This is a genomic window from Spirosoma montaniterrae, from assembly GCF_001988955.1.
In the GTDB taxonomy this organism is placed as follows: Bacteria; Bacteroidota; Bacteroidia; order Cytophagales; family Spirosomataceae; genus Spirosoma; species Spirosoma montaniterrae.
This window is the reverse complement of sequence record NZ_CP014263.1, coordinates 1,898,912-1,924,943: the sequence shown is the minus strand read 5'-3', so window position 1 is coordinate 1,924,943 and position 26,032 is coordinate 1,898,912. Positions and strand designations below refer to the sequence as shown.

Sequence of the window (26,032 nt, the reverse complement as noted above, 5' to 3'; positions counted from 1 at the left end):
ATGACGTATTCCAAAATATATCTGCAAGCCGGGCGCGACGAGGCCGTTCGGCGGTTTCACCCGTGGGTGTTCTCGCGAGCCATTGGTCGGCACGAAGGCAATGTTGCTGATGGCGACGTGGTTGAGGTCTTCGACCGGAAAGGCGAGTACCTGGCTACGGGCCATTACCACGATGGCAGCATTGCCGTGCGACTGTTTTCATTTGCCGCTTCGGCGGGTGGCCCCGTTACGCCCGACGTGCCGTACTGGACCGACAAACTGGCCCGCATCCGTAGCATCCGGCAAGCCATCGTTACAGGCGCGACGAACTGCTACCGGCTTGTACACGGGGAAGGCGACGGCTGCACGGGCTTAATCATCGACATGTACAATGGCGTGGCCGTGTTGCAGGCGCACTCTATCGGGATGCACCGCGAACGCGAACTCATTACCGACGCGCTTCGTAACGTATTCGGCGACGAACTCAGGGCCGTGTACGACAAAAGCAGCGAAACTTTACCCGGCGACTACGGCGCATCGGTCACGAACGGCTACCTCTTTGGCCGAACGCCCGTGCCGCATCCGGTTCAGGAAAATGGCAATACCTTTCTGGTTGACTGGATTACGGGCCAGAAGACCGGCTTTTTCTTAGACCAGCGCGACAACCGGGCATTGCTGGCGCAGTATGCAAAGGGAAAAAAAGTGCTGAACGCGTTCTGCTATTCGGGCGGATTTTCAGTTTATGCATTGGAGGCCGGAGCCACGCAGGTGCATTCGGTCGATTCGTCGCCGAAAGCTATCGACCTGACCAACCAGAATGTGGCGGCTAACTTCGGCGATGCAACAGCGCACGAAGCCCACCCCGACGATGTGATGCATTATTTAAAAAGTCACGACCACCAGTATGACGTAGTGATACTCGACCCGCCCGCGTATGCCAAGAGTTTGCCAGCGCGGCACCGGGCCGTGCAGGGCTACAAACGCCTGAATGCCGAAGGGCTGCGCCGGGTGGCGAAAGGCGGGATTCTGTTTACGTTCTCCTGTTCGCAGGTAGTTGACCGCGAGTTATTTTATAACACCATCGTAGCGGCTGCCATCGAAGCCGGGCGGCAGGTGCGCGTGTTGCATCACCTGAGTCAACCCGCCGACCATCCCGTTAGCCTGTTCCATCCAGAAGGTGGTTATCTGAAAGGATTAGTGCTTTGGGTAGAGTAAAAACCCTACCGAGCGATACAAACTTTGCGGCTTTGCGTTAATTTTGGCGACCCGGCCAACGCGCCGACTGCATCTGTACAACCCGATATACACATACCGTTTATGGCTGAGTTAATCCGAATGCCCAAAATGAGCGACACCATGACCGAAGGCGTCATTGCGGAGTGGCACAAAAAGGTGGGCGATAAAGTAAAATCCGGCGACGTGCTGGCCGAAGTCGAAACCGATAAAGCCACGATGGATTTAGAGTCGTATGAAGAAGGTACGCTGCTCTACATCGGTGTTGAAAAGGGCGCGTCGGTGCCGGTCGATGGCGTGTTAGCCATTATCGGGGCGGAGGGCGAAGATTACAAAGCACTGCTCAACGGCAGCAGTGGCGGCAGTCAGGCCCCAGCAGCAGCCGAATCGCCAAAATCCGAACCCGCCCCGGCACCGAGTGGCGATGCCAACAAAGCCGAAGTAGCCACTAACCTGCCCGACCAGAAAGCCCTGTCGGCGGCACCGGCTGAGAACGTGAACGCGTCGGTGATTCGGATGCCCAAAATGAGCGACACCATGACCGAAGGCACCATTGTAGCGTGGCACAAAAAAGAAGGTGATACGGTGAAGTCGGGCGATATTCTGGCCGAAGTCGAAACCGACAAAGCCACGATGGATCTCGAAGCCTACGAAGAAGGTACATTGCTGTACGTCGGCGTGAAAGAAGGTGCGTCGGTGGCGGTCGATGAAATTATCGCTGTGGTGGGCGAAAAAGGTGCCAACTTTAAAGTACTGCTCGACGGTGGTTCGGGCGCACCGGCTCCGGCAGCAAATGGCAGCGGTTCGGAAACCGCCGGGCAAAACCGTAATGACGGACCGGCACAGGCGGACGTACCTGCCAATGCCGCTACCGACCTGTCGTATGCGGGCGATAAAACGGGCGGTGCCGAATCGAACGGACGCGTGAAAGCGTCTCCGCTGGCGAAAGCCATTGCCGCCGAAAAAGGCATTAACCTCGCGCAGGTGCAGGGTTCCGGCCCCGAAGGCCGCATCGTGAAAAGCGACGTAGAATCGTTCGTGCCCAAACGGTCCGACGCATCGGAAAAAGCGGCTTCACAACCGGCAGCGCAGCCAGCCGCACAACCCGCCCCAGCCGCGCAACCGGCTCCGGCGGCTCAACAAGCACCCACACCAGCCGGCGACTTTGAAGACGTGCCGGTTAGTCAGATGCGGAAAGTCATTGCCCGCCGACTCAGTGAGAGCATGTTTACGGCTCCGCACTTCTACCTGACCATGGAAATCAACATGGACAAGGCGATGGAACTGCGCGGTACGGTCAACACGGTTAGCCCGGTCAAAATTTCGTTCAACGATTTCGTGCTGAAAGCCTCGGCGGTGGCCCTCAAACAACACCCCGACGTTAACGCATCGTGGCTCGGCGATAAGATTCGGAAATACAAGTACGTAAATATAGGCGTGGCCGTAGCGATTCCCGATGGTCTGTTGGTGCCGGTAGTACGCAACGCCGACCAGAAAACGCTTTCGACCATTGCCGCCGAAGTAAAAGACCTCGCGGGCAAGGCGAAAGACAAAAAACTTCAGCCGAAAGATTGGGAAGGCAGCACGTTCTCGATCTCGAACCTCGGCATGTTCGGCATCGACGAGTTTACGGCTATCATCAACCCGCCCGATGCGTGCATTCTGGCCGTAGGAACGATCAAAGAAACCGTGAAATTCGTTGACTGTCAGGCGCAACCGACCAACGTCATGAAAGTAACGCTCTCCTGTGACCACCGCGTGGTCGACGGTGCTACCGGCGCGGCTTTCCTGCAAACGCTGAAAGACTTGCTGGAAAACCCCATGCGGATGCTGGTGTAAATAATCAGGGGTAAAGGAGAAGGGGGTAAGGTGTAGGGGGTTGATTCGCGTCATCCCCTTACACCTTACCCCCTTCTCCTTTACCCCTGATTATTTACAGCGCGGCTTGTAATTTTTGCTCCAGCACGGTTTTGGGAACAGCACCGATCACTTTATCGACCAGTTCGCCTTTCTTGAACACCATCAGCGTGGGAATGCTACGAATGCCGAATTTAGCCGGAATCTGGGCGTTTTGGTCAACGTCCATTTTAGCGATAACGGCTTTGCCTTCGTATTCGCCAGCCAGTTGCTCCACAACCGGGCCGATCATTTTACAGGGTCCGCACCATTCGGCCCAGAAATCGACCAGAACCGGTATATCGGAATTTATTAACTCGTTGAAGTTCGCGTCGGTCGCTTCTACGGCAAGTGATCCTGCTGCCATAATTGAAAACGGTTTGAATTAAGTTGTTCTTGTTTCTCTCGTATAAACCCGCACCGGGCCGATTAGTTCCGACCTGAAATACCTCTGGGAGTTCATCCACATCAGTATCGATAACATCGCTTAAGATATTGGTAGAACCAATATCTTAAGCGATGTTATTTTTGTAAGAGTATAGTGTTTTTGAAAGGGCTGTTTTTTTTGCAAAATTTTTTGTCTAAAGAATATACTAAATTACTTAGTAAAATCAATTAGAGTTAGTGTAGCAAGTAGTTTATCAAAATAACGTAAGCCGCCCCGGCTGACGGCCACTGCGAGGATTGAAACGAATATTAGCCTGAATCTGCTGAGCAGGTCTACATCATCGTTTTAAAAGCTTGATTACCCGTCGTTTATCGCCCGATACAATCGTCATCACATAGAAGCCTGCCGACAGATTCAGGCTGGGCACAGTCAGGGTGCCGAGTTTGCCGGGCTGATAACGATACTGCCACACGGTCCGGCCCGTTAGGTCAGCGAGCGTGGCGTCGACAGAAGCGTTGGCATTGATCGTTTGCCAGTCGATAGTGAGTGGTTCGCCATCACTAAATGGGTTAGGAAACACCACAAACGGGGCCATTGGCTCTTCGGTAGCCAATGGCCGGGCAAAGTTCGGGATGCCATAGCCAAGCTGCGCATCGGGCGCACCGGCCTGAGTACCCGACCGGCGCAGGGCTTCTACCACCTGCACCGCCGTGAGCCGGGAATTTGCCTGCCAGAACCCAGCCGCCAGCCCCGCTACCAACGGCGTGGCAAACGACGTGCCATTGCCCGAAGCAATACGTCCGTCAGGATTGCCGATGATGGTACCCTGTCCGCGAGCTGCCAGATCGGGTTTTACGCGCCCATCGGCAGCCGGGCCGATAGAACTGAACGAAGCCCATTGCCCAGTCTGATTAACGGCGGCAATGCACAGCACCCCGGCAGCATCAGACGGTGCCGAAATGTATCGCCACGCATTACTGCCCTCATTACCAGCCGCTACCACCACTACCATGCCCGTTTCCGAAGCAATCTGCGCGGCCCGCGTACAGAGGGCTGTTTTACCATCCATGTTGGCGTAGGTGTAGTTCTGTGAAGGGTCGTCGAAGGTAGTATAACCTAATGAGGAACTGATGACATCGACGCCCGCGCTGTCGGCGTATTCGGCTCCGAAAAGCCAGTTGGCTTCTTCTACCTGTTGTTCGCTGTCGGCGTCTTCGGTGCGGAGCAGCACAAAGGAGGCTTTGAAGGCTGTGCCGTACAGTTGTCCGTCGGCGGTGGCGGCAATGGCCGCTAAACAAGAGGTGCCGTGCGAGTCGTCTTCGTATACGCTTGTCTCTTTTTTTACAAAATCATAGGTTGCGAGTATCCGTTTTTCATCGAACAGCGGTTTCAGAAAACTGACCTCGTCGGCGTTCATAAACCCGGAATCCAGCACGCCAATCAGGATACCTTCGCCCCGGAAGCCCGCAGCGTGCATGTTATCGACGCCAAGCTGTGTAATCTGCGTCTGCGACGTGCCGTAGTTGATGGCCGTTTGCACCTGCCCAAACTTCGTATCTGTCTCTGCACCAAGGCGCCCACCACTCCGAACGGGTCTCGACAGGGCACGGTTAAACTCCAATCCTGTCACGAACGGCAATCGCTGCACGGCGGTCATTGTGGCGTCGGTAGCCTCAATCAGCACAGCGTTGAGCCAGCGCGAGGTAAACCGGACTTTAGCTCCGGCCTGTTGCAGTTGTGTTACGTAAGCTGGATTTACGGGCAGGTCGCGTTCCAGCACGGCGATGTTCTGTTTCTGCCTGCGCTGAATGGATCGCTGCGATAAAAACTGTTCGGGACGGCTGACACTGTAGGGTGAGCTGACCTTGTCGCGCAGCCGAACCAAATAGGTGCGGGTCGTGGTTTGGCTAAACGACAGGGTATGCGTCAGCAAAAAAACTACAAGCAGCAAAATAGCTTTACTCGACGCCGTAGTCAGTGATGCGGTAGATTTGTCGGATGCCATACTCGATTTGTTTTTTCCCGATGCAGGCGGGCGTGGCCGTGCAGTACGTTAGTTGAATTCGTTCTTTATAAATCATACCGATGCCGAGCGCGTAGATTTCGGTGCGTCTGTCTTGCGAAACAAGTGTTGAGTCATTGCGCTGAACAATGCGTATTGCTGGCGCAAATGGCTTATCTACAACGCGGTACGGCTCATTGGTAGTATGAGCTTCGTAGATGTCTTCGCCCAGATTATTGAACCGGTTGCCGTTCCATCGAAGTCCGGTACGCAGAGGAAACATCAATTTAACATAATCGCGTCCATTTTCTGTGCGAATGGCCGCATTTTCCGTTAGCCGCACCGACCAGATCGAATCGGGATGCCAGGCTTGTGCGGCATCAGCCCGCCGAAATCGCAAGAGCCGAAAGGCAGGCCGACCGCTGACGTCTGTATAGGCTTCGCCCGTGATTTCTTTAAGCTGATACGTCTGCCGCTGAACCAACCGGGCTGGTGCGTACCGTTCTTCGTCAACCGTATATAGTATGTACCGGCCTGTTTCGATTGGCAAGTACGCGGTATCGGGTGGGGCCGCAACCGGGGGAGACAGACAACTGTGGAGTAACAACAATGCTGAAAGCAGCGCGACGAGACGCATAGGGTAATACTAATTGAAGGGATTCTAAAAATACAAAAAAGCCGCTCCGAAACTCGGGGCGGCTTTCCGCTTCTATCCACACCATTTCAAGACCGACGACCGGGCGGCCGTCTAATCTTGATGTTCAACCTTCCCTTTGTAAAGGATTGTCATGCTAAACTAAGCAGTTTCTTTGAGAGTACAATATCTCAGGCAAATTTTTATTTTTCAATAACCCGTATTGTACGTCCTTGCACACCTTAAAATTGGCGACATTACACAATAATAACGCTACCCGAATAGCTAATATTATTAAACGTAGCAAAAAAACAACCCCGCAACTACATTCGGTAAGTCTTTGTTTAAGAGAAATATACTTAAGCTGTTGTTCAATCAAAACATATAGTTACTTGAAGGAACTGCTGGTACATCGGGCGTCTATTGGCATGTCGATTGAAAGTTATTGTATGGAACGTAGGCTAATCGATTCGAGGAGATAAATATGCCGCAAATTGTGTAAATAATAACCCGAATTTTACCAGACCAACCTGGTGCTTTTTCGCGGCAACAGGTGTTATAGGGAAAACCAGATTGTTCTCAATAACAAACAGATTCATGGAAACCGCTCAGTTTAAAACCAATATCAAATGTGCCAACTGCGTAGCTACTGTAACCCCTTTTCTGAATGAGGCAGTAGGTGAAGGTAACTGGCAAGTCGACACGCAAAACCCGGCTAAAGTGCTGACCGTAAAGGGAGAAGATGCGAGCGATGCCCGGCAGGCCGTTGAGAAAGCCGGCTATAGGGCCGAGCTAATGCAGTAAATACCGACGGGCGTGTATGTACCCGCATAACAACCAAATGCCCGACCAATAGTGGCCGGGCATTTGGTTATATCTATTAGCTTAAAAATCAGGCAAATAATAAACTTACTTGCCCACCGTACCGCGCAATGCACGGGGAATTTCAATGCTCGCAACAGGGTTTGATGCCTGCTCCAGCATTTCAATGTTTTGCACGGGAATCTGACCCACGCGAACCGACTTGCCGAGGTCGAGACCCGACACATCGACATCAATGAAATCAGGAATATTTTCGATAGCCCCTTTCACGCGCAGTTTCCGAACGCGTGTTACTAACTTGCCACCTTTCTGAACGCCCGGAGCCGTACCGATCAGCCGAACGGGTACTGCCAGTTTAACCGGCTTACCCTCAATAATCTGCAAAAAGTCGGCGTGCAGCAGCGTGTCGCTAACCGGATGGAACTGGGCTTCCTGTAAAACAGCCCGGTACTCAGTGCCTTCGATGTTCAGCAGCACCTCATACACATTTGGCGTATACAGCAAAGACCGGAACAGAATAGCGGGCGCGGAAAAATGCACCTGCTCACTGCCGCCATACAACACGCACGGAACATTACCCTCAGCCCGAATCGCCTGTGATTCCGCACGGCCGAGATTCGCTCGTTGATACCCTACAATCTCGATTTGTTTCATGTTTGTAAAATGATTGAATTTTGACTGATTGACTGGTTGAATGGCTAAGCGACCGAAACAGTCAATCACTCAATCATTCACTCATTCAATCAATATCGAATAAAAAGTGAACTAATAGATTCATGGTCACGGATGCGGCCAATGGCTTTGGCAAATAACTCAGCCACCGACAGCACTTGAATTTTGGCGTTGGACTGGCGTAGCGGCAGCGAATCTGACACAACCAGTTCTTCCAGCACCGAGTTGGCGATATTGTCGTGTGCATTGCCCGACATCACCGGGTGCGTACAAACGGCCCGCACCGACTTGGCTCCTTTTTCGAGGATAATCTGAGCAGCTTTTGCCATTGTGCCGCCAGTGTCGATGAGGTCATCGACCAGCACCACGTTAGCCCCTTCTACGTCGCCGATGACCTGCATCGACGCAATTTCGTTGGCCCGTTTGCGGTGTTTATCGCACAGCACAATATCGGCATTGAAATGCTTCGCAAACACGCGGGCACGGTTGGCACCCCCCACATCGGGCGAGGCAATCACCAGATTATCAAGGTTCAGACTTTTAATGTACGGCACAAACACTGACGTACCTTCCAGGTGATCGACCGGAAAGTCGAAGAAACCCTGAATTTGCCCGGCGTGTAAGTCAATCGTCATCAGCCGGTCGGCACCCGACGCGGCCAGCATGTTTGCCATTAATTTGGCCGCAATTGCCACGCGGGGGCGGTCTTTGCGGTCTTGCCGGGCATAACCGAAATACGGAATCACCACCGTTACGTAGTGTGCCGAAGCCCGCCGGGCTGCGTCGACCATCAGGAGCAACTCCATCAGGTTGTCGCCTGGGGGCGGGGTCGATTGAATCAGAAACACGTCGCAGCCCCGCACCGACTCTTCAAAACTGGGCGACATTTCACCGTCACTGAACCGACGGCAGGTATAGCCGCCAAGGTCTTTGCCGTAGTAATGCGCGATTTTCTCGGCTAAGTAGGTGGATTGACTGCCCGAAAAAATCTTGACCGGATTGAATGATGCCATTGGTACTGCAAAAATTTCCCGCAAAGGTACGGAAAAAACGGTATGAATGTTTCGTTGTCCTCAAAAACCATTCAATCAGAAAGGTAAATAGGTAGGCCCTTCAGCCAAACAAAGTAGTTGCTCTGCACCTTCTTTGCTTATGACAATCTCAACGTTTACCGCACCCGTTCATACCCCCACTGCCGAAACAAGTGACTCGTTTGGGAAGCGCATCGACGTGCTGGTTTGTCAGTTGGCCGAATCTGCTCCAGACACCGACCGCGAAGACACATTCCCCGTCGAGGCATTCGGCTGGCTGGCCGACGCGGGCTTGCTGGCCGTAACGTTGCCCGGACAGCCAATCGGTAAGCAGCCGGGTCAGACCGGTAAACTTCTCCAACTCCTGAAACGCATCGGCACGGGCAATCTGGCGGTGGGGCGGGTATACGAAGGACATATCAACGCGCTCAGTCTCATTGATTTATACGGAACATCGACGCAAAAACGACATTGGCACGACGACGTTAGCCAACACCGCCGTTTGTTCAGCGTCTGGAATACGCAGGCCGACGATGGTGTGCGTATTCACCCGCTCGGCAATGGGCGTTACCGGCTTGAAGGATGCAAAACGTTCTGCTCCGGCGCGGGCTGGATTCACCGACCCCTCATAACGGGGCAGTTAATGGGCGAAGGCGCGTCGGGGTGGCAAATGTGCATCATTCCCACAGAGCGCGTCAACCTAATTCCGCAGGACAACCGTTTCTGGCAACCGCTCGGTATGCGGGCGTCGGTCAGTTATAAACTCGATTTCACGGGTGTTGAACTAACCGAAGATGACCTATTGGGAAAGCCTGACGATTATTATCGGCAACCGTTTTTTAGTGGCGGAGCCGTCCGATTCGCGGCTGTGCAGTTGGGTGGGGCAGAAGCACTGCTTGAGAATACGCGCTTGTTACTGAGGTCGATGAACCGAACCGACGATATGATGCAACGGGCACGTTTGGCCGAAATGGCATGGTTGGTTGAGTCTGGCAATCAGTGGATTTATACTGCCGGACAGAAAATAGACCAGTGGCTGGCGCAGGGGGAGCAAGCTGATCGGATTGTGGCCTATGCCAACATGACCCGGACGGCCATCGAGGACATTTGCCTGCGCGTGATGCCGCTGGCCGAGCGGTGTGTGGGGGCAAGGGGACTAATGCGACCGCTGCCGTTTGAACGGATTCACCGCGACCTGACGTTCTACCTCCGCCAACCGGCACCCGACGCCACCGTCGCCGATATTGGCCGTTTTGTTTCCACTGACCCAACACATATCCATGACATCTGGCATTGACAAATCCACCGTATTAGACCAGCGTGCCCGTGCTATGCCCACCGGCGATCTCGAGAAAATGGACTCCGTGCTGGTTATTGCTCCGCACCCCGACGATGAATCGCTGGGCTGTGGGGGGACCATTGCCCGGCTTCGCGAACGCAACATACCCGTACATGTGCTGTTCGTGAGCGACGGTACAATGTCGCACCCCAATTCGCCCGGCTATCCTGCCGAGCGTCTGCGTGACCTGCGCGAAGCCGAAGCCCTCGATGCGCTGCGTGTTCTGAACGTGCCGCCCGAAAATGCCACGTTCATGCGCCTGAAAGACAGAAGCGTACCCTTGCCCGATAATCCCGACTTTCCCAGTGCCGCTGCGTTTGTTGCGAACCTGCTGCGAACGTTACGCCCCGCCACTATTTTCGCTCCGTGGCGTCGCGACCCGCACCCCGACCACCGCGCATCGTGGCAGTTGTTGCGGACCGCCCTGGAGCACCACCGCGCCCGACCCCGCGTGTTTGAATACCTGATCTGGCTTTGGGAATTAGGCAGCGAAACCGATATGCCCCGCCCCGACGAGATGATTGTCTGGCGCGTACCCATCGACCGGGTGCTGGAGCAGCGTGATCGGGCCATTGCCGCGCATCGCTCGCAAGTGACGCGCCTGATTGACGACGACCCCGCCGGGTTTTATTTGTCGCCCGAATTACTGACGCATTTCAAGGCACCGAGGGAACTGTTTCTGGAAGAAAAGCCAACGTTATGAAGACGTAACGCGGGTGGAAACCCGCCCTGAGAAGAAAAACCAACGTTATGAAAACATTGCCAACTACCTATTTCGACGACGTGTACCGGGCCAATACCGATCCGTGGTCGTTTGAAACCAGCCCTTACGAACGCGCTAAGTACGAGGCTACCATAGCCGCCCTGCCCAGTGAGCGGTATCAGAACGCCTACGAAATTGGCTGCTCGATTGGTGTACTAAGCGAAATGTTCGCCCATCGGTGCGAACGGCTGCTGTCGGTCGATGCCAGCGAACTGCCGCTTCAAACGGCTCGCCAGCGGCTTGCGCCGTATGCCCACGTAACGGTAGCGCAACACAGCTTTCCGACTGATTTCCCGGATCAGATGTTCGACCTGATTGTTTTGTCGGAAGTCGGTTATTACCTGTCGCTGGACGACCTGACGCGGGCGCGGCAACTTCTTATCGATCACCTTGCTGATGGCGGGCATCTGCTACTCGTACACTGGACACCGTTCGTACCCGATTACCCGCTCACCGGCGACCAGGTTCACGACCTGTTTATGGCTGCAACGGGCGAAGGTCAACCGCTTACGCACCTGCTCAACCAGCGCACAGATAGTTATCGGCTGGATCTTGTATCGCGAACGGTTCATTCGCAGGTACGGACTGACGGATAAGTTTTCTCAATTCCCGAATGGCGTCAACAATCGGCACGGGCTGCCAGCGTTGGCTCCACAAACCGCTCGTCATTTTTTCCTCTATGTTTTCCCAAAGTTCCCCGAAGTAACGGTATTTGCTGATTTCACTGGCTAACCAAAGCGGGTCGATGTGCAAGGTTTGGGCTATAGGTTCTATGTCGTTCAACGAAACGGTTTGAGCCGACCAGCACAAGCGCAGTTGACGCCGGGCGTTCAGCCGTGCCAAAACGGCGTCGGCAGGTTCGGCCAGTTGACACTGCCCGACCCGGCTCATGTCGGACCAGCAGCGCAGTTGCTCCGAGAACCCCACCGCCACACGGCCCTGTATCCGGGTTGACGTAAACACTTTTACGTGCGGACTCTGTCGAACTTTAGCATCCATCCGAATCAAAGCACGGTAGAAGGCTTCGTCTTCCAGAAACGGCTTTACGGGCAAACCGCCTACGCGCTCATACGTCTGGCAGGTAACGGCAATACTGGCTCCAAAGTGCTGAAAATGACGCGGCCAGGGATCGTGTGGGCAAGGGTCGAACAGACTTTCAGCGCGGGCTATCAGGGTGCGGTACGTAACGTCGCGCAGGTGAAACAGCCGAACGTGGCTTTTATCGGGTTGGGTCAGGATGCGACCGCCAACGGCATCGCTGCCCGCCGAAATTTCGCGCACGATATGATGCAGCCACAGTTTATCGACTACCGTATCGCCATCGGTAGACGCAATAATGCCGTTGCGTTTGCCAAGATTGGTAAGCCGCCGATGAGCTTCATCCATAAGCATACGCCGAACCGTACCGATGTTGGCGTGCTGGGGCGGCAACTGAATCTGAGCCACATGCAGCCGGAAATCGGGAAAACGTTGCTGGTAGCGAACCGCGATTTCATAGGAGTCGTCGGTACAATTATTGGCTAATAGCAAGACTTCGAAACAAGCTGGATGTAGTAATAAACCATCGGGGTTCGCCTGCTGCCGGAGTGCATCGAGCGTTTGAGCGAGGTGGTGCGCTTCATTCCGAACCGGAACAATTACGGTGGTATGAAGCCGGGTATTGGGCGGAACAGGAAATAGATAGCGTTTTGCAGGCGTAAAACTTTGATTTTCAGTAACGTTGATGGTCATCAGGTGCATGGTCAGCATAACATTATTGTTCGCTGCCTATACATAATGAACCTGTGTTTATAGGTATTGTTAGGGCTATACGATAAGGTTACGCATCTGCCAGCGTCGGTACAGGGCCACGCAGCCCGCAGCCGCCAATGTGCCTATGCCCGCGCCCGCCAGCAGGTCGAGCGGGTAGTGTGCGCCCACGTACAGGCGGCTATACGATACCCAGAACGCCCACAGATACAGCCATTTAACAGCCGGGTACTGCCGCCCGACCAGCAGCCACACGCCCGTTGCCAGCGCAAACGTATTGGCCGCGTGTGAGGATGCAAAACCGTATAAGCCGCCACATTCCAGTACCGGATGAATCAGTTGTTGCAGAGCCGGTTCGTGACAGGGTCGCAGCCGATGGGTGAGGGGTTTTAGTAGAGCCGACGCCGTTTGGTCGCTGATGGCAACGGCGGCAACGAGGGCGAGAATCATACCGAAGGCCTGTTTGCGGTAACGCACGGCCAGCCAGCCAATCAGCACGGCGTAGAACGGAAACCAGCTATTGCGCTCGGTGGCAAATACCATCGGCCCGTCGAGCCAGGGGGCGTGTTGGCCGTTGAGCCAGAGGAAAAGTTGCGTATCGAGATAGTTCAGCGTTTCGCGCATGGGGCGCACAGATAATAGGAAGCGGTGCGTTTATTTTCGGTTCAAGCCACCTTCCAATAGGATTCGGCTCTTCTTGAAAAACAGATTCTTCCGAAAATCACCCGGTTTATAATCATTCAGCAGCTTTGAGCCATTGGGACTTCTGTCTTTGATGATCTGTTGAAATCGTTCTTCGCTCAAATTGTACTGTAAACTGTCAGTATATTCTGTAATTAGCATCAAGTCGAAGTTGGCTGTAGAATCAGATGCTGTTCTCATTAGTTTATATCCTTTGATATACCCTTTCTCCAGCGCGACTTCCCGATAAACTTTCCAGTTGTTTTCGTAGTAAAAAATAGCCTCCTGCTGCCGTCCGTTAAGGATTTTGACAAAATCAACGATAGCGACAGGAGCAGAGCGTTGCGCCAGCGTAACGGTTGAACAGAGGCAAACGATGACCAGAAAAACGGTGAATTTATTCATAGTTAACCAACGATTTCGTTCAATCTTGTGCTATACGTCGCGTGTCGGTATTCGTATTCATCTGCGGTAAAGATAGGAAGATTGCCCTTGACCATCATAGCACTAAAAACTGGCTTAGGTAGTTTCGGGCGGTTAGGATGGCGGTTTGCACGTCGGCGAAACTGCCTTCGTAGGCTTTGTCTTCTACTTCAATACAGACTGGCCCCCGGTAGCGCACGTCGGTCAGGGCCGCGAAGAAATCACGCCAGCGCACGTCGCCGAGGCCGGGCAACTTGGGCGAATGGTATTCGAGCGGGTTCGCCATGATGCCCACCCGGTTTAGCTTGTCGCGATACAGTTTTACGTCTTTGAGGTGAATGTGGTGCAGGCGGTCGCGGTAATCGTAAATGGGCCGAACTTCGTCCATCATCTGCCAGATCAGGTGGCTGGGGTCGTAGTTCAGCCCCAACGCCCGCGACGGGATAATCTCAAACATGCGATCCCAGACAGCGGGCGTAGTAGCCAGATTTTTACCACCCGGCCATTCGTCGTCTGTAAACCACATCGGGCAGTTTTCGATGCCGATTTTTACGTTATTTTCTTCGGCCGCTTTTACAATGCCCGGCCAGTGGTCGGCAAACAGTTTCAGGTTGTCGGCCATACTGAGCGACGGATTGCGGCCAATAAATGTGTTTACCACCGGCACGTTAAGTTTGGCAGCCGCCCGGATTATTTTCTTGATGTGTTCGCGGTAAAACTCAGCCTTCTCCGGGTCGGGGTCGAGCGGGTTGGGATAGTAGCCTAAGCCCGAAATTTGAACGCCGTGCTGCCGCGCCAGATCGCGTATCTGCCTGACGTTCAGATTGTCGACGTCGATGTGCGTGACACCTGCATACCGGCGGGCATCGGCGTTATCGGCGGGCCAGCACATCAGTTCAACGCATTTGAAACGGTGTTCCGACGCGAATTTCAGCACTGAGTTCAGGTCATAATCGGCGAGAATGGCCGATACAAAGCCGAGAGAAAGCATAGCGTATTGCGTTGTTCGAGGTTAAGGGTTTAAAGTTCACCGTTGGCTCTGATCTACTAACGGTGTTGGTAATCAGCTAAAGCCTAATTTTTCGCGCACCCGACGAATGGTTTGGCGGGCCACGGCGCGGGCTTTTTCTTCGCCCGCCTGGAGTTCGGTTTCCAGCGCGTCGGGGTTTTCGTGCATGTAATAGTTGAACCGCTCGCGCTCGGTAGCATATTTCTGAATAATCAGCTCGTACAACGCTTTTTTGGCCTGTCCGTAGCCGTAGCCGCCCGCTTCGTACAAACTGCGCTGCTCCTGAATCTGCTCATCCGACCCCAGCAGCGAAAACAACTGGAACGTAATATCCGTGTCGGGATTCTTCGGTTCTTCGAGCGGGGTCGAATCCGATTTTATTTTCTTAACCACCTTCCATAACTCGTTTTCAGGCAGGAAGATGTCGATGTAATTGTTGTACGACTTGCTCATTTTCTGCCCGTCGATGCCGGGAATCACCATCAGCCGTTCGTCGATACGCGGCTCGGGCAGTACCAGAATGGCCTCGCCCACGGCCCGGTTGAGTGTCCCGGCAATGTCGCGGGTCATTTCGATATGCTGCCGCTGGTCTTTGCCAACCGGGATGACTTCAGCGTCGTACAGCAGAATATCAGCCGCCTGCAACACCGGGTAGGTAAACAGCCCCGCGTTGGCTTCCAGCCCCTTCTCCGACTTGTCTTTAAACGACGTAGCATTTTCAAGCATTGGCTTGGGCGTGAAGCAGTTCAGATACCAGTACAGTTCAGTATGCTCCTGCACCCGCGACTGCCGCCAGAAGGTACTCCGGTTAGTATCAAGCCCAAACGCCAGCCAGGTAGCGGCAATGGCCCGGACGTATTCGCGCCGGGTGGTGCCGTCGCGCAGGCTCGTAAGCGAATGCAGGTCGGCAATGAACAGAAACGAGTCGTTGCCGGGTTGCAGCGACAAATCAACGGCGGGCTTAATGGCCCCCAGAATATTTCCCAGATGCGGTCGCCCGCTCGATTGAATACCAGTTAAGATTCTCATAGTGACGAACGATGAGTGATGAGTGATGAGTGATAAGTGATAAGTGATAAGTGCTTGTTGCGTCAGCTACTCATCACTTATCGTTCATCACTCATCACTAAAATTTATTTACCTTGCGCTTCGACCACGGCAATCGCCACCATATTGACGATTTCGCGTTCGGAAGAGCCGAGTTGAAGTACATAAACGGGTTTACGAATGCCGAGCAAAATCGGGCCGATGGTGTCGAACCCGGCGGTTTCGCTCATGAGGTTGTAGGCGATGTTGGCTGCCGATAAGTTCGGGAAAATCAGCGTGTTGGCTCCCTCGCCCACGAGTTTGCTGAACGGGTGATTCTGTTGCAGCAGTTCGGTATTGAAGGCTAAGTGCGCCTGAATTTCGCCATCTACGATTAAATCGGGATGTTTTCGCTGTAACGTCTCGACCGCCCGGTTCATCTTCTCGGCGTCGTCGCCCTTCGCGCTGCCAAAGTTGGAATACGTTACGAGGGCGATGCGCGGCTTGATGTTGAACCGCTCCACGGCGCGGGCTGTCATCTCGGTAATCTCCACAATTTCTTCGGCGGTGGGGTTGAAGTTCACCGTTGTGTCGGAGAAAAACAGCGGCCCGCGTTTAGTGAGCAGAATGTACATACCCGCCACTTTCTGCACGCCCGGCTCCTTGCCAATCACCTGCAACGCGGGCCGGATGGTATCGGGGTAGGAGCGGGTCAGACCCGAAATCAGCGCGTCGGCCTCGCCTGTCTCCACCATCATCGCTCCGAAGTAGTTGCGGTAATACATCAGCTTCCGGGCCTCGGTCGCGTTCACGCCCTTGCGTTTGCGTTTGTCGAAATACAGGGCCGTAAAGCGGTCGATGAGATCATTTTGTTCGGGCGAACGGGGGTCGATAATTGGAATCTGGCCCAGATCAAGCCCGCTGTCGAGAATAATCTGCTGTACTTTAGCCACTTCGCCAAGCAAAATCGGGAAGGCAATGCCCTCGTCGCGCACCTGCTGAGCCGCTTTCAGCACTTTCAGATTTTCGGCATCGGCAAAAACCACCCGCTTCGGATTGGTTTTGGCTTTGTTCAGAATCACCCGCGAAATCTGGTTGTCGTGGCCGAGCCGCCGGGCAAGCTGCGTTTCGTAGGCTTCCCAGTCGGTAATCGGCAACCGCGCCATACCCGACTCCATCGCGGCTTTCGCCACTGCCGGGGCTACCGTTGCCAGCAGTCGCGGATCAACAGGTTTGGGCAAAATATAATTGCGCCCAAACATCAGATTATCCTGCCCATAGGCCAGATTCACAATGTCGGGAACGGATTTTTTGGCGAGGTCGGCCAGTGCGTAGGTAGCGGCTAATTTCATGGCTTCGTTGATCTCCGTGGCCCGCACGTCGAGCGCACCCCGGAAAATGTACGGAAAGCCCAGCACATTGTTGACCTGATTGGGGTAGTCGGAGCGGCCCGTTGCCATGATAATATCAGGCCGGGCGGCACGGGCATCGTCGTAGCTGATTTCGGGCGTGGGGTTCGCCATGGCAAACACAACCGCGTCGCGGGCCATCGACCGAATCATGTCCTGCGTGACGATGTTGCCTTTCGACAAACCCACAAACACGTCGGCATCGACGAACGCTTCGGCCACTGTGCGGATGTCGCGATTAGTGGCAAACGGTCGGGTAATGTCGTTAAGGTCGGTGCGGTCGGTGCGGAGCGGGCCGTTCACGTCGAACATCACAATGTTTTCGGTTTTGGCACCGAGGGCCACGTACTGCCGGGCACACGAAATGGCCGCAGCCCCGGCTCCCAGAAACACGAACTTCGCTGTTTCAATCTGTTTATCAACCAGTTCGAGCGCATTGAGCAGAGCCGCCCCGCTCACAATGGCCGTGCCGTGCTGATCGTCGTGCATGACCGGAATGTTCATGTCGCGACGCAGCCGTTCTTCGATTTCGAAACATTCGGGTGCTTTGATGTCTTCGAGGTTGACGCCCCCGAACGTAGGTTCGAGAATCGTAACCGTCCGCACAAATTCATCGACGTCTTTGGTATTCAGTTCAATGTCGAACACGTCGATGTCGGCGTAAATCTTGAATAGTAGCCCCTTACCCTCCATGACGGGTTTGCTGGCGGCTGCGCCAATGTCGCCCAAGCCCAGCACAGCGGTGCCGTTGGAGATTACGGCTACCAGATTGCCTTTGGCGGTGTAGATATAGGCGTCGTCGGGGTTGGCTTCGATGGCGAGGCAGGGTTCGGCCACGCCCGGCGAATAGGCCAGCGAGAGGTCGCGCTGGGTGTTATACTCTTTGGTTGGCACGACTTCGAGCTTGCCGGGCCTTCCTTTGGCGTGGTAGTCGAGGGCATCTTCGCGCCGTATTTTCTGCTGCATAGGTTCCGCGTGTTGACGAGTAGGCTTCGATAAGCCGGTTTCGGGACTGCGAAGGTACGGAAGAAGCCGATATGTGCCGCAATTCGAAAAGAGTGAACCCGGCGCGTAGAGAGACGGACGTAAATCTGAGTTTGTTAAATTCGCAGCACGACGTACCGGTCAATCTGTACCCAGCCGGTCCAGCATAGCAGGAGTAGAAAACTGAGCAGCATCGCCCGCTGATGGGGTTTCGTATGCGTAGGTTCGTAGACGGGCTGGCTACTTCTGACCCGAACCCAACTGCCCTGCCGCACACCAAAGACGTTGACCTCGTCAAAATCACCCGTGTATTTATCGCCAAAGGTCAGTGGCTGGGTCTTCGCTATTTTCTTGCGGTAGTCGCTTTCCCGAATCAACAACTCAATAAGCATACCCGCAACAATGGTTTCTGGCAAGGTGTCGATGGCGGCTTCGTAATGACGGCGGGCTACGTAGAACGTAATCCCGGAACAGTCGGGCGAACAAATGCTCACGCCTTTGAACCTGCTTTTGACGTATTGCGCTTTGACCTCTGCGACCACAACCGGGAGGGTTTTGAGCCGGGCCGGGTTGGGATTCGCTTCATCGTGAGCCAGATAGCCAAATGCCATGTTGGCAAGAATCAGCCCCACCAGTGCAACGATGGCGACTCTCAGCCAGTTGCGTTCCGGTAGTGTCAGCGCGGGCCGATAGATCATTGCTTGCCCATACTGTGTTAACACTGATTTCAGGTACTCATAGTCGGTGAACTCATTCGACCGAACAGCGAACCAATAGCCAGGCAGGTAAATAGTTAACTCGCTGAAACTTCCCTGGCGGTTGTAGTTTGGCCGTTCGTTATGGCTTTGTATCGCCGAGTAGAGAAAATGCCGGGCTGAGCGACCTGCTTTTTTTACTGCAAAACCTTCTGGATGCAGCGTAACAGCCGTTGTTCGCTTGCCGGATTCGTATAGCAGCCCAATCCAGAAAAAACCAGCGATGGAATAACTTGTAAGCAGCAGGTCGAGGTTGGGTGTATTGTCTGTGGCGATTAGAAAAGGAATGAGCAATGTGCTTAGTGCTACTAATCCGATTCCGAACCACCACAGAAATTGGTATTTCAAAGCTGCAATAAAGGGTTCGCTGGTCATTTTCTGGTCTCAGTGTTATTAACCTGCTTACGCGTTCACCACCGCAATCGTGAGTCGGCTGACGCAGACGGGACGGTTCTGCTCGTCGGTGATGCGGATGTCCCAGACGTGGGTGCTGCGGCCAACGTGGATAGGCGTACAGCGGCCATAGACCCAGCCCTCGCGCACCGACCGAATGTGGTTGGCGTTGATTTCCAGCCCAACGGCCCGCTGCGTAGTGGGGTCGGGCAGCATCAGGAACGAGGCTACGCTGCCCAGCGATTCGGCCAGCACCACCGACGCGCCCCCGTGCAGAATGCCAAACGGCTGATGCGTGCGGTGGTCGACCGGCATTCGGGCTATCAGGTAGCCTTCACCCGCTTCGATGAACTCGATGCCCAGATGCCCTACAATGGATTGATTGTGCGTAAAGCCTAAGTTATTCAGGTCGATTCCTGCTTTCATATTGACAGGGTTTTTGTGTAATTTCGCGGCCAAATTGGGTAAAAAATGCCAATAGGCAACCAACCTCGCTTGATACAAAAAACTATTTACCTCATTCGCCACGGCGAAACCGACTACAACCGCCGGGGCGTGGTGCAGGGCAGTGGCGTTGATTCTGACCTCAACGACATGGGACGTGCGCAGGCGCAGGCGTTTTTCGACGCCTACCAACACGTTCCATTTAGTAAAGTGTATATCTCCGGCCTGAAGCGCACCTACCAAACCGCGCTGCCATTCATTGAACTGGGTATTCCCTATGAAAAACTGACCGGCCTTAACGAAATCAGTTGGGGCGTGATGGAAGGCAAAGTACCGGGCAACCTCGATAATGAATATTACCGCGCCCTCATCGAAGCGTGGTCGTCGGGTAATACGGCCCTGCCTACCGATAGCGGAGAAAGCCCGGAGCAGGTAGCGGCCCGGCAAAAAACAGCTTTTAACGTTATCCTCTCGCACCCCGACGAAACGCCCATCCTGATTACTATGCATGGCCGGGCAATGCGCATTCTGCTTTGCTGGCTCACTAACCGTCCGCTGGCCGAAATGGATCATTTTGAACACAGCAACCTGTGCCTGTATAAACTACAGTACGATTACGCCACCCAAACGTTTACCATCGAACTGGCGAACGATACGGCACATTTGCTGACACTGGCCGTGAACAGTTATCAGTGAGCAGCCAACAACCAACAGTTCCGTTCGGTTACATTGGAGACACAGCAACTGTTGGTTGTTGGCTGCTCACTGATAACTGTCACCACTGATATCTGCCGATAGTCCCCATATTCTGCCACTGCTCACTGCCTGCTGCGTATAACTTGCCGAAAACTGTATTTTCGCGAATTATCCGGTAGTGAGCGGATACTATTATGGGGATTGCGAAGCAGAAAATTTATTGGATTTGCCAGTTCTTCGGCTGGACGCTCCTGATTCTGGTGGAGTATCTGGCCTATGTGCTGGAAGACGGCTTCGACCCCGACGCACTCTATTTAGCCATCGCCAATATTTTTCTGGGTATCACGCTCACGCACCTGTATCGGCTTATGATTCGACGCTGGAACTGGGTGCGTTTGCCGTTTATTCAACTGGCACCCCGCGTCTTGTTTTCGGTATTCGTGCTGGCCGTTATTATGACAGTGGTGAACATGCCCTTCGACTGGCAAATCATTCCCGATAAGTTCATTGCCGAACCGTGGCCCGTTATTGGTTATATTTTAAGCTGGGGTAAGGCGATGCTGGCGTGGGTGCTGAGCTATACGGTGTACCACTACGTTGAACAGACACGCAATGCTGAAATCGAGAAAATACTGCTCAAAACCAGTATTCGCGAAACCGAAGCCAAAGTGCTGCGGTCGCAGTTGAATCCGCATTTTGTGTTCAACGCCCTCAACAGCATCCGGGCGTTGGTCTATGAAAACCCTGACAAAGCACAACACAGCATTACCCAACTCTCGAATCTGCTTCGTAATTCGCTGCTGGCCGACCGGCGCAAAACCGTTGAACTGCGTGAAGAAATCAAGACAGTCGAAGATTATTTAGCCCTCGAAAAGGTACGTTATGAAGACCGGCTTACCTCGCACATCGAACTTGATGGGCGAACGCTGTTCTGGCAGGTGCCGCCCATGATGCTGCAAACGCTGGTCGAAAACGCCATCAAGCATGGTGTTTCCAAAGCAGTTAGGGGCGGCTTTATCGTTGTTACCTCAGCTATCGAAGCCGACCGATTGCATATCACCATTCGGAACACGGGTGTACTGGGCAACAAAACAGCATCGGGCGGGTTTGGGCTGGAAAATACGTCTCAGCGACTCGAACTCCTCTATGGTCCCGATGCCCACTTTCAGATCGTTCAGGAAGACGACAGCAGCGATACGCCCGTTGTTCGCGCCGACATTATCATTCCTGCCCAATCGGAAGGACTTTTTAGACGAAACTTAAAAGTGATGAGTGATAAACGATGAGTGATGAGTTGACCAGCGTAAGCTCACTCATCACTCATCGTTTATCACTCATCACTCATCACTAAATATGAAAACTCTTATCATTGACGACGAGCGGCTGGCCCGAAATGAACTGCGCCGGCTGCTGGAAAATTTCCCAAAAATTCAGGTAGTAGGCGAAGCCGCCAATGCCGATGAGGCTTTGCCGATGATCGATGAACTCGAACCTGAACTGCTGTTCCTCGACATTCAGATGCCGGGCAAAAATGGATTCGAATTGCTACAGTCCATCGAGGGCAAAACGCCGGAGGTAATCTTCACGACTGCCTACGACGAATACGCCATCAAAGCGTTTGAGTTCAACGCGCTCGACTATCTGCTCAAACCCGTTGAACTGGCCCGGTTGTCGGAGGCTATTCACCGGGTAGAAGAAGAACAACACGCACCCGAAGCCACCACCCCGGCGCAGGGAACAAAGCTGCTCGGCGAAAACGATCAGGTGTTTGTGAAAGACGGCGAAAAGTGCTGGTTCGTGAAATTGGGCAAGGTGCGGCTGTTCGAGTCGATGGGCAATTATGTGCGGCTGTATTTTGACGATCAGAAGCCGCTGGTTCTCAAATCATTGAATGCCCTCGAAGACCGACTTAACCCGACTACGTTTTTCCGGGCTAACCGCAAACACATTATCAATCTGCAATGGATTGAAAAAATTGAACCCTGGTTTAGTGGTGGTCTGCTGGTGACGCTGCGCGGGGGAGATAAAATTGAAATCAGTCGGCGGCAGGCTATTCGGTTCAAAGATTTACTAAGTTTGTAGCGTAAACAAACGCGGTTGCTGCCGGTCTAAGCTGGTCAAAGCCAGCTTTGTTTGCCGACACTTTGCAAGCGCGTTCCGGCGTACAACGACTTCATGAAGTATATTTTCGCAACGTTATCAATTGCTTTTGCTGGTTTTCTGAGTGCCTGCCGCGAAACCCCGTCAGGGCCGCCGGTGCTTGAACGACAACAGTATGCTTTAGCCGACTCCAATCGCTGCGATACAACCACAAATCAGGGTGTCGACGTGGCGGTGGATTATTTTCTGCTGCGCGATAAGTCGCAGGGAACCAGGCTTATCAACGATAGTTTGCGCCAGTTGGTGGTGAACAGTGTTGTTGGCTGGCTCGATAGTGCGCTGGTTGCCAGTCAGCCCGATGCCCGCGCCGACCTTGCCAAAGCCACGTTGCTGTTTGCCGACAGCTACCGCGATATGGCTCGCGAAATGGGTGGTCTGGAGGGTTGCTGGGAGTTAAAAACAAGCGTCGATACAGCCTATTCGAATGAGCGGGTGCTAACGGCCAAATGTGAAACCTATGCCTATACGGGCGGAGCGCATCCTAACTCAAATCTATCATTTTACACCTTCGACCGCCGAACCGGCCAAACGCTGGACCTGACAGACATGATTTCTGATACAACGGTTCTGCTCAACGTGGTAGAACAGGCATTTCGGAAACAACAGCAGGTGCCATCGCCAATCAGCCTGGAAGAGCGCGGCTACTTTCTGCGCGATGGTCAGTTTTTTCTGCCCGCCAACATAGGGCTGAGCAGGCAGGGAATGATCTTCTACTACAATCCGTATGAAATTGCCGCGTATGCAGTTGGCCCCATTGAAGTAGTTGTGCCGTATGAGCAACTGAACGGCATTCTACGCGAAGGCGTATTGTGATTTTTTCGCGCAGATTTTCGCAGATTTGTGCGAGAACCGACACCGTCTTATGAATCGCAAATCATTTCTGTTCGACCCGGCACAGAGCGGCATTTTCTACTTTTTGTTGTTCGGTGCCCTGATTACGTTTGGGTTACTGTTTTTCGAGGCTCTGAACGGTCATTACTCCATCATTGGCAGCGTAGCGTCGTTTCTGGCGTTCTTTGTGGCGTTTCAAAGCTGGAAAGCCGCCGACGATGCCTCGCGCAAAACGGACGAAGCCATTAGGCAAATCGAAAACATCGCGCAGGAAACACACCGCGTAGCCCGCAGCAATTACGAAATCGATCAGCGGATTCAGATGGCCGTAGCAACCATCTCCGACTCAACGCGCGAACTCTACCGGGGCTATCACCAGATTCTGACCGAAATTCAGCAGTTTCTCGAACAGGGCACCAACAGCGAATGCCTGTACATTATTTCCGACACGGCAGCCATCGGCAAATTCCCGGCACACTATAACCCCGGCCTGCACCACTCGTCGCCCGAACTCGACCGGCTGGCCGACCGATTGCACGAACTGCTGCTCGAACGGGTGCGCGATACCCGCGAGTTTTATATTGCCACCCTCAGCGACGACGAAACGGCGGGTGAAGTCGGGCATACCAACAGTCTGTATCAGCATTACGTGCTGCCAATCTGGCAAACGCTGCACAATGAACCGCTGCCCGAAACGCACTGGCAGGAGCATCTGGGGCTGCACCAAACGACCATCCGCCAGATTCAGGATGCATTTGCCTATTACACCAACCACAAAGAACAGCGTGAACTGGGCGTACCGCCCTGTCATGAGCTGACCACCCTGCCGTTTCAGGCATTTATTCGGGTAGATCTGGAACATCACGAACCGTTTAAAGCCCTGATTATCTTCGTGGGACAATACAACATGAATCGCATTCAGGACGCCCGCGCCATGCTCACCGCCGACCCCGAACTGGTACGCACCTTCATCAGCATGTTTGAATCCCTGACCGGCCTCGACCGCGACCCGCGCTATCTGCAACTCCGCGAGCGGTTGCCGGTGTAATTTTTCGCTCAGTATGACGTTTACCGAATTTACCCAAACGCTCACCCAACCGCAGCCGCCAACGGACGTTCATCCGGTGTTGCAGGCATTGTGGTATGATGCCAACGGGCAATGGGAAGCCGCCCACAACATTGCCCAGCACCGCGAAGGCGAACCCCGCTACGACCGGCTGCACGCGTACCTGCACCGCAAAGAAGGCGACCGCTTCAACGCTGCTTACTGGTATCGTCGGGCCGGTACGTCCTTCTTCAACGAATCGCTGGACGAGGAGTGGCAGATGCTGGTGACGCAAAACCTGTAAAGAAAAAGACCGCCCTCAGGGAGAGCGGTCTGCGTTTGTTTATAAAGTGTAATGAACGTATAACGATGTGTCGTTATGAAATGTTTCGCGCACCACCAACGCGGGTTATGCTTTGGCCGGAGCGTCGATTAAGCGTCTACTTCTTCTTCACGCAGAATCTCTTCTACTGACGTCAGCGGCAGACCGAATGCGTCGGCAACGCCTTTGTAGACCACTTTACCATCAACTACATTCAGGCCCAGTTTCAGGTCGTTATTGTCGCGGCAGGCTTGTTGCCAGCCTTTGTTAGCTAATTGCAGCGCGTAGGGCAGGGTTGCGTTCGTCAGGGCTACCGTGCTGGTGTAGGGTACTGCACCCGGCATGTTAGCCACGCAGTAATGCACAATGCCGTCGATAATATACGTTGGATTTTCGTGGGTAGTGGGTCGGCAGGTTTCGATGCAGCCACCCTGATCTACAGCCACGTCGACCAGCACCGTACCGGGACGCATCAGCTTGAGCATCTCGCGGGTGATGAGGTGCGGAGCTTTAGCACCCGGAATCAGTACAGCACCGACAATCAGGTCGCATACCCGAATCATCTCGCGGATGTTATATTCGTTCGACATCATGGTCTGCACGTTCGGCGGCATAATATCCGACAGATAGCGCAGACGCGGCAGGCTAACGTCCATAATCGTGACGTGTGCGCCCAGCCCGGCGGCCATCTTAGCGGCCTGCGTACCGACAATGCCCCCGCCCAGGACCAGCACATTGGCGGGTTTTACGCCCGGTACGCCACCCAGCAGAATACCCCGGCCTTTCAGCGGTTTTTCGAGGTATTTAGCACCTTCCTGAATTGCCATGCGGCCAGCCACTTCCGACATCGGCACCAGCAGCGGCAAACTACGGTCGGGCCGTTCTACGGTTTCGTAAGCCAAACAAACGGCTCCTTTCGCCAGCATGGCCCGCGTCAGTTCTTCCGACGAGGCAAAGTGGAAATACGTAAACAGCAGTTGATTTTCCTTGATCAGATCGTATTCAGGCGCGATTGGCTCCTTCACCTTCATAATCATCTCGGCAATGCCGTAGACGTCTTCGATGGTGGGGAGCATGATAGCACCGGCGGCAATGTATTCTTCATCGTCAAAACCACTGTCTTCACCCGCGTTGACCTGCACGTAAACCGTGTGGCCGTATTTACGCAGTTCGGTAACGCCTGCCGGGGTGAGGGCTACGCGGTTTTCGTTATTTTTAATTTCTTTCGGAACACCAATAACCATGACGTTTCGGGATGCTTAGGGTTTTATGAACAATAGTGCAAAGGTAAATTTGCCGTATGTGTTTTCTATTAGCTGTCGTTTATTTAGGAAAATAGTACGCAT

The 26,032-nt window shown here is 53.8% G+C and carries 26 protein-coding genes; 12 read left to right on the top strand and 14 right to left on the bottom strand.

All coding sequences use genetic code 11. From position 1 onward, the window contains the following. Together AWR27_RS08410 and AWR27_RS08405 are read left to right on the top strand one after the other, a co-directional pair. Positions 1-1,194, top strand: coding sequence for a class I SAM-dependent rRNA methyltransferase (locus AWR27_RS08410; RefSeq protein WP_077130763.1), 1,194 nt, complete (start codon positions 1-3; stop codon positions 1,192-1,194). Between the two features lie 102 nt (positions 1,195-1,296). After that, the gene (locus tag AWR27_RS08405; protein WP_077130762.1) at positions 1,297-3,051 is read left to right on the top strand and encodes a pyruvate dehydrogenase complex dihydrolipoamide acetyltransferase; all 1,755 of its coding nucleotides are present in this window, start codon (positions 1,297-1,299) and stop codon (positions 3,049-3,051) included. A 94-nt stretch (positions 3,052-3,145) separates the two neighbouring features. On the opposite strand, the gene trxA is transcribed toward AWR27_RS08405, so the two are convergent. From trxA to AWR27_RS08390, 3 genes are all read right to left on the bottom strand, one after another. Next, positions 3,146-3,475 carry a thioredoxin gene (gene trxA / locus AWR27_RS08400; RefSeq protein ID WP_077130761.1) on the bottom strand — a complete coding sequence of 110 codons (330 nt, stop codon included), beginning with the start codon at positions 3,473-3,475 and terminating at the stop codon, positions 3,146-3,148. Positions 3,476-3,833: 358 nt separating this feature from the next. After that, on the bottom strand, positions 3,834-5,501 hold the full coding sequence (locus AWR27_RS08395) for a S8 family serine peptidase (protein WP_077130760.1): 1,668 nt from the start codon (positions 5,499-5,501) through the stop codon (positions 3,834-3,836). Then, positions 5,455-6,048, bottom strand: coding sequence for a hypothetical protein (locus AWR27_RS08390; RefSeq protein WP_232326011.1), 594 nt, complete (start codon positions 6,046-6,048; stop codon positions 5,455-5,457). Before AWR27_RS08390 ends, AWR27_RS08395 begins: the two co-directional genes overlap by 47 nt. Positions 6,049-6,729: 681 nt before the next feature. On the opposite strand from AWR27_RS08390, the gene AWR27_RS08385 reads away from it, so the two are divergent. After that, entirely contained in the window at positions 6,730-6,936 is a 207-nt protein-coding gene (locus tag AWR27_RS08385; protein ID WP_077130758.1) for a heavy-metal-associated domain-containing protein, read from the top strand. A 105-nt stretch (positions 6,937-7,041) separates the two neighbouring features. On the opposite strand, the gene AWR27_RS08380 is transcribed toward AWR27_RS08385, so the two are convergent. Continuing rightward, on the bottom strand, positions 7,042-7,608 hold the full coding sequence (locus AWR27_RS08380) for a 50S ribosomal protein L25/general stress protein Ctc (protein ID WP_077130757.1): 567 nt from the start codon (positions 7,606-7,608) through the stop codon (positions 7,042-7,044). A gap of 89 nt (positions 7,609-7,697) precedes the next feature. Continuing rightward, on the bottom strand, positions 7,698-8,639 hold the full coding sequence (locus AWR27_RS08375; protein ID WP_077133882.1) for a ribose-phosphate pyrophosphokinase: 942 nt from the start codon (positions 8,637-8,639) through the stop codon (positions 7,698-7,700). Between the two features lie 139 nt (positions 8,640-8,778). Here AWR27_RS08375 and AWR27_RS08370 point away from each other — a divergent pair, with 139 nt between their 5' ends. From AWR27_RS08370 to AWR27_RS08360, 3 genes are read left to right on the top strand one after another with little or no spacing between them, the layout of a single operon-like run. Further along, entirely contained in the window at positions 8,779-9,954 is a 1,176-nt protein-coding gene (locus tag AWR27_RS08370; RefSeq protein WP_083732792.1) for an acyl-CoA dehydrogenase family protein, read from the top strand. Then, the gene (locus AWR27_RS08365) at positions 9,938-10,699 is read left to right on the top strand and encodes a PIG-L deacetylase family protein (RefSeq protein ID WP_077130756.1); all 762 of its coding nucleotides are present in this window, start codon (positions 9,938-9,940) and stop codon (positions 10,697-10,699) included. The genes AWR27_RS08370 and AWR27_RS08365 overlap by 17 nt, the downstream gene beginning before the upstream one ends. Before the next feature lie 47 nt (positions 10,700-10,746). Continuing rightward, positions 10,747-11,355, top strand: coding sequence for a class I SAM-dependent DNA methyltransferase (locus tag AWR27_RS08360; protein WP_077130755.1), 609 nt, complete (start codon positions 10,747-10,749; stop codon positions 11,353-11,355). Here the strand turns inward: AWR27_RS08360 and AWR27_RS08355 are convergent. From AWR27_RS08355 to AWR27_RS08320, 8 genes are all read right to left on the bottom strand, one after another. Beyond that, a complete protein-coding gene (locus AWR27_RS08355; protein WP_232326010.1) occupies positions 11,279-12,508 on the bottom strand; it encodes a glycosyltransferase family 2 protein in 1,230 nt (409 codons plus the stop codon). The genes AWR27_RS08360 and AWR27_RS08355 overlap by 77 nt on opposite strands. Before the next feature lie 57 nt (positions 12,509-12,565). Then, on the bottom strand, positions 12,566-13,132 hold the full coding sequence (locus tag AWR27_RS08350; protein ID WP_077130754.1) for a phosphatase PAP2 family protein: 567 nt from the start codon (positions 13,130-13,132) through the stop codon (positions 12,566-12,568). 30 nt (positions 13,133-13,162) lie between these two features. Further along, positions 13,163-13,594, bottom strand: a complete 432-nt coding sequence (locus AWR27_RS08345; RefSeq protein ID WP_083732791.1) for a hypothetical protein — start codon at positions 13,592-13,594, stop codon at positions 13,163-13,165. Positions 13,595-13,688: 94 nt separating this feature from the next. Next, positions 13,689-14,603, bottom strand: coding sequence for a sugar phosphate isomerase/epimerase family protein (locus AWR27_RS08340; protein ID WP_077130753.1), 915 nt, complete (start codon positions 14,601-14,603; stop codon positions 13,689-13,691). A gap of 72 nt (positions 14,604-14,675) precedes the next feature. Continuing rightward, positions 14,676-15,650, bottom strand: a complete 975-nt coding sequence (gene trpS, locus AWR27_RS08335; RefSeq protein WP_077130752.1) for a tryptophan--tRNA ligase — start codon at positions 15,648-15,650, stop codon at positions 14,676-14,678. Positions 15,651-15,754: 104 nt separating this feature from the next. Further along, positions 15,755-18,022 (bottom strand): NADP-dependent malic enzyme, encoded by a 2,268-nt coding sequence (locus tag AWR27_RS08330; RefSeq protein ID WP_077130751.1) that lies wholly within the window; start codon positions 18,020-18,022, stop codon positions 15,755-15,757. Between the two features lie 134 nt (positions 18,023-18,156). Beyond that, the gene (locus AWR27_RS08325) at positions 18,157-19,170 is read right to left on the bottom strand and encodes a hypothetical protein (RefSeq protein WP_077130750.1); all 1,014 of its coding nucleotides are present in this window, start codon (positions 19,168-19,170) and stop codon (positions 18,157-18,159) included. 27 nt (positions 19,171-19,197) lie between these two features. Further along, positions 19,198-19,614 carry a hotdog fold thioesterase gene (locus AWR27_RS08320; protein ID WP_077130749.1) on the bottom strand — a complete coding sequence of 139 codons (417 nt, stop codon included), beginning with the start codon at positions 19,612-19,614 and terminating at the stop codon, positions 19,198-19,200. A 69-nt stretch (positions 19,615-19,683) separates the two neighbouring features. Here AWR27_RS08320 and AWR27_RS08315 point away from each other — a divergent pair, with 69 nt between their 5' ends. From AWR27_RS08315 to AWR27_RS08290, 6 genes are all read left to right on the top strand, one after another. Further along, on the top strand, positions 19,684-20,328 hold the full coding sequence (locus tag AWR27_RS08315) for a histidine phosphatase family protein (RefSeq protein WP_077130748.1): 645 nt from the start codon (positions 19,684-19,686) through the stop codon (positions 20,326-20,328). A 200-nt stretch (positions 20,329-20,528) separates the two neighbouring features. Continuing rightward, on the top strand, positions 20,529-21,614 hold the full coding sequence (locus AWR27_RS08310; RefSeq protein ID WP_077133878.1) for a sensor histidine kinase: 1,086 nt from the start codon (positions 20,529-20,531) through the stop codon (positions 21,612-21,614). 67 nt (positions 21,615-21,681) lie between these two features. Continuing rightward, on the top strand, positions 21,682-22,410 hold the full coding sequence (locus AWR27_RS08305; protein ID WP_077130747.1) for a LytR/AlgR family response regulator transcription factor: 729 nt from the start codon (positions 21,682-21,684) through the stop codon (positions 22,408-22,410). 93 nt (positions 22,411-22,503) lie between these two features. Continuing rightward, positions 22,504-23,301: a DUF3298 and DUF4163 domain-containing protein gene (locus tag AWR27_RS08300; RefSeq protein WP_077130746.1), complete on the top strand. Its 798-nt coding sequence runs from the start codon at positions 22,504-22,506 to the stop codon at positions 23,299-23,301. Between the two features lie 49 nt (positions 23,302-23,350). Beyond that, on the top strand, positions 23,351-24,367 hold the full coding sequence (locus AWR27_RS08295; protein WP_077130745.1) for a hypothetical protein: 1,017 nt from the start codon (positions 23,351-23,353) through the stop codon (positions 24,365-24,367). A 13-nt stretch (positions 24,368-24,380) separates the two neighbouring features. Next, the gene (locus AWR27_RS08290; RefSeq protein ID WP_077130744.1) at positions 24,381-24,668 is read left to right on the top strand and encodes a hypothetical protein; all 288 of its coding nucleotides are present in this window, start codon (positions 24,381-24,383) and stop codon (positions 24,666-24,668) included. Positions 24,669-24,796: 128 nt separating this feature from the next. Here the strand turns inward: AWR27_RS08290 and ald are convergent, their stop codons facing one another. After that, positions 24,797-25,930: an alanine dehydrogenase gene (ald, locus tag AWR27_RS08285; RefSeq protein WP_077130743.1), complete on the bottom strand. Its 1,134-nt coding sequence runs from the start codon at positions 25,928-25,930 to the stop codon at positions 24,797-24,799. Positions 25,931-26,032: the final 102 nt, after the last annotated feature.